Below are 3341 nucleotides of genomic sequence, written 5' to 3' on the forward strand. Positions count from 1 at the left end.
GGGAGTGGCTCGGCGGCGTAGGGGGCAATCCGGTCGTGGCACGATGGGCCGGTGATGCGGATCGTGCTTCGTCCCGCCGACCTGGCACGCGTGCGGTTCGAGCTGGATCCGGGGCCGATGGTCGACGCCGGCCTCGCCGCCCGCGCGCTGCAACGCCCTCCGGCCGCCACACTCGCCCACTGGCACGCCGCCACCCGGCCGGCACTCGGGGCCGGCGCCGGCCCGCTGCTGGCGCTTGCACCACCGACCGGCCCGACATGCGGGTTCGTCCAGCCGCTGTGCCGCGACCTCGAGGCGAGCCTGGACATGATCCAGCACGCGCCGGTACGCAGGATCCGGCCGGAAATCCAGGACCTGCTCCCCCCGCCCACCGGTTGGCTGCGGTCACTCGCGGACGGTGACCGCGACGCGCGAGCCGACCTGCGCGTGGCAGCCGCCCGGATGTACGCCGCCGGCGTCGCGCCCGTTGCCGCCCACCTAGCGACCGACCGCGAGGCGGACGTCGCCCGCCGCTCGGCCGCATTGGGCGCGTCCGGGCTCGGATCGGCCCTGCACGGCCTCCACCCGTCGGTCGAGCTGCGCGGACAGGAGCTGTTGGTACGCAGACCGTTCACGTTCACCCATCGCTCCGACGGGCTGGGCATCGTGCTCGTGCCATCACCCTTCCTCGTCGACGAGGTCCGCGTGGCGACCGAACCCGGCGAGCCGACGGTGATCTTCTATCCAACCGGCACGCCGCTGCCCAGCCGGGACGGTGCCGCGTCCGAGGACGCACTCGCGCGGCTGCTCGGCGGCACACGCGCGGCCGTGCTGCGCGCGATCGGCACCGGCTGCGGCACCGTGGAGCTGGCCCGGCGGGTGCGCTCCAGCCCCGCGTCCGCGTCGGAGCATGCCGCGGCGCTGCGTGCCGTCGGCCTCGTCGCGACGACGCGCACGGGTCGCGGCGTACGCCACTGGCTCACGCCGCTCGGCGCTCAACTGCTGCACCGCGCCGCACCCGCCGGCACGTCGGGATAGCCGAGAGGCTCAAACCCGCCACACCTCTGCCTCCGCCAGGAACGCCGACGACGATGGGCGTTCCGGGGTGCCCCCCAGCTGCACCTCGCCCGGCAGCGCGCGCCCGCCGATGGTGATCCGCGCGGTGTTCATCGGGGCCAGGACGAGGCTCAGCGAGTGCGCGGTGCCGCCCAGGTCGAAGTCGTCGGTGCTGAAGGTGCGTCGCTGCAGTACGCCCGTCATCCGCACCCGCACGTCCCGCGCCCGTGCGTCGAGCCCGGTGGCGAGGTCGAGCCCGACGTCGACGTTGGCCCGCTGTACCTCCGGTTCGGGCCACGGCACGCCGGCCACCTCGGGAAAGTTGCGCGTGAAGTGTTGCGACAGCCAGTATCCCAGGTCGCGGTCGGTGGTCATGACCCGAACGGTTCCGTCGTGCCAGAGCACGATGGCGCGGCCGGCGCCGTACTCGGACCATCGCACGACCCAAACCGACGCGTACGCGGTCAGCTCGTCGCCGGCGAACAGGCTGACACCGGGGTTGGCGCCCACGAGCAGCAACCGGCGGCCGGCGGGGTCGGTGGTCGCCGAAGCCGGCCCGGGCGCAACCACCGCCGCGGTCACTCCGGCCGCACCGGCCAGCAGCATCCGTCGTCGCATATTCGGTACCTCCAGGAACGGAAATGCCGATCGTCCGATGCGGACCGGCTCCGGCCGACACGGTGCCCGCTCCTGCGGGCGAAGCTCAATCATTTCGGCGTACACCGAAATGATCGATGAAGGCGACGACCGATTTCCGCCAGCACATCCGTACGGCGGCGGGGACGTTGCGCTAGATCCAGGACCCCTTGGACAGCCGACGGGTCACACTCACGGCGGCGCTGATCGTCAGATCATGCACAGCAGCCGGCCGACCAGGATGAACACGGCTCCCTCGAACCAGACGAGAGACACCAACGAGAGCACCGCCGGGACCGGCGCGACATAGCTGAGCACCCGGATCGGCTTGCTCATCCCGGGGATCCTGGACGCCAGGATCGCGAAAACGCCAAGTGCGAGCACGTGCGCCGTTCCGCCGGCGATGAAGTTCGCGGTACGCAGCACGGACACGACGTCCAGCGAGACACTCGATGCGATTGCCGCGAGCAGCCACAGGCAGACGCTCGCCAGCATCATCAGTGCGACAGCGGCCAGTCCCCACATCGTCGCCGTCGTGGGAGGCTTGCGGGTGTGCCGGGCGATCCTTCCCAGCCTCGTGACGAACACCGCCAGCGCGGACACGGACAGGAACTGGCCGATCCCGAGGCTGACCGCGGCCAGCCGGTTGTCGGCGAACCAGGCCCGCGTCTCAGCCAACGGCGCGTTCGGCAGCGGCAGGGCGGATGATGCCAGGGTGGGTGCGATGAAGTCGGCACTGAGATACAGCAGCACAAAGCAAACCGCACCCAGGATGAGCACTGGTCCGTTCCGAGTCCGGCGAGCTGCACCGCTCGTCTTTGCGGTTGTCGTGTTCGACGTCATGCCAGATCCTCTCCAGGGTTTCGGCCACGCGGCAGGCAAGGCCGTCCCGAAAGGCTCGCGCTTCGGCCCAGCCCGAACATCGGCCAGGTGGCCATCGCTGAGCTCAGGGCAGGCCACCCTCGCCAGCGGTGACGGCGTGAATGAATTCGGCCTCACCATCCCTTACCGTGGCGGACGAGCAAGTGTCAGTGGCACGTTGACGGAAGGGCCGACATGAGCGGTGACGATTCCCCCGCACCGCGCCTCGCCTGGACGTTCGGAGCAACGTTCCTGTGCCTCGTTCTCCCGGCAAGGCTGGCAACTGCCGCGTACCCGGGGGGACGGGCCGGCATGGCCCTGGCCGCTGCGCTGTTCGTGCTTCCCCTGCTGTACACCGTCCCGCGTGGGCGAGACATCTGGGACCGCCATCGAGGCTTGTTGCTGTCCTGTCAGGCGATTCTGACCTTTCTGCCGTTCGGCCTCCTCGGGCAGACCTGGGCGGCGGTGTTCTCCGGGCTCCTCGGCGGTCTGCTGCTGTTGACCGTGCGCCCCCCGATGTCCTGGGTCGCCTTCGGTGGCGCCGTGGCGCTGGAACTACTTCTGCGTACGCTCCTGCCGTTCCCTGGGCAAACCTTTGTCTCCACCGCATGGACCGTCATAGTCGCGGTCAACACGGCCGTCACGTTGTTCGGTCTGGTCCGACTGGCCGACCTCATCGCCAACCTGGGCGCGACGCGGACCGAACTCGCCACGCTTGCTGTGAGCCGACAGCGGTCCCGGTCGGCCGACCGCCTGAGGGAGGCTTTGGAATTTGTTTCTATTTTTTTAGTAAAACAATGCAACACCTA

At 69.9% G+C, this 3341-nt stretch carries 4 protein-coding genes; 2 read left to right on the plus strand and 2 right to left on the minus strand.

The features are described from left to right. Nucleotides 1–51: 51 nt before the first annotated feature. On the plus strand, nt 52–1017 hold the full coding sequence (locus tag AB0M20_RS33745; RefSeq protein WP_364304392.1) for a winged helix-turn-helix domain-containing protein: 966 nt from the start codon (nt 52–54) through the stop codon (nt 1015–1017). 9 nt (nt 1018–1026) lie between these two features. Here AB0M20_RS33745 and AB0M20_RS33750 read toward each other — a convergent pair whose 3' ends face one another. After that, complete coding sequence (locus AB0M20_RS33750) at nt 1027–1653, minus strand: hypothetical protein (RefSeq protein ID WP_364304394.1); 627 nt, start codon at nt 1651–1653, stop codon at nt 1027–1029. Between the two features lie 228 nt (nt 1654–1881). Next, the gene (locus tag AB0M20_RS33755; RefSeq protein ID WP_364304395.1) at nt 1882–2424 is read right to left on the minus strand and encodes a hypothetical protein; all 543 of its coding nucleotides are present in this window, start codon (nt 2422–2424) and stop codon (nt 1882–1884) included. A gap of 420 nt (nt 2425–2844) precedes the next feature. Here AB0M20_RS33755 and AB0M20_RS33760 point away from each other — a divergent pair. Further along, a partial coding sequence (locus AB0M20_RS33760; protein WP_364304396.1) for a hypothetical protein occupies nt 2845–3341 on the plus strand: 497 nt, incomplete at its 3' end.

This window comes from Actinoplanes sp. NPDC051633 (assembly GCF_040681735.1).
Classification (GTDB): domain Bacteria; phylum Actinomycetota; class Actinomycetes; order Mycobacteriales; family Micromonosporaceae; genus Actinoplanes.

What these genes read in the sequence shown, in the direction of transcription:
- AB0M20_RS33750 (WP_364304394.1), bottom strand. Translation starts at nt 1,653, where the DNA reads ATGCGACGACGGATGCTGCTGGCCGGTGCGGCCGGAGTGACCGCGGCG.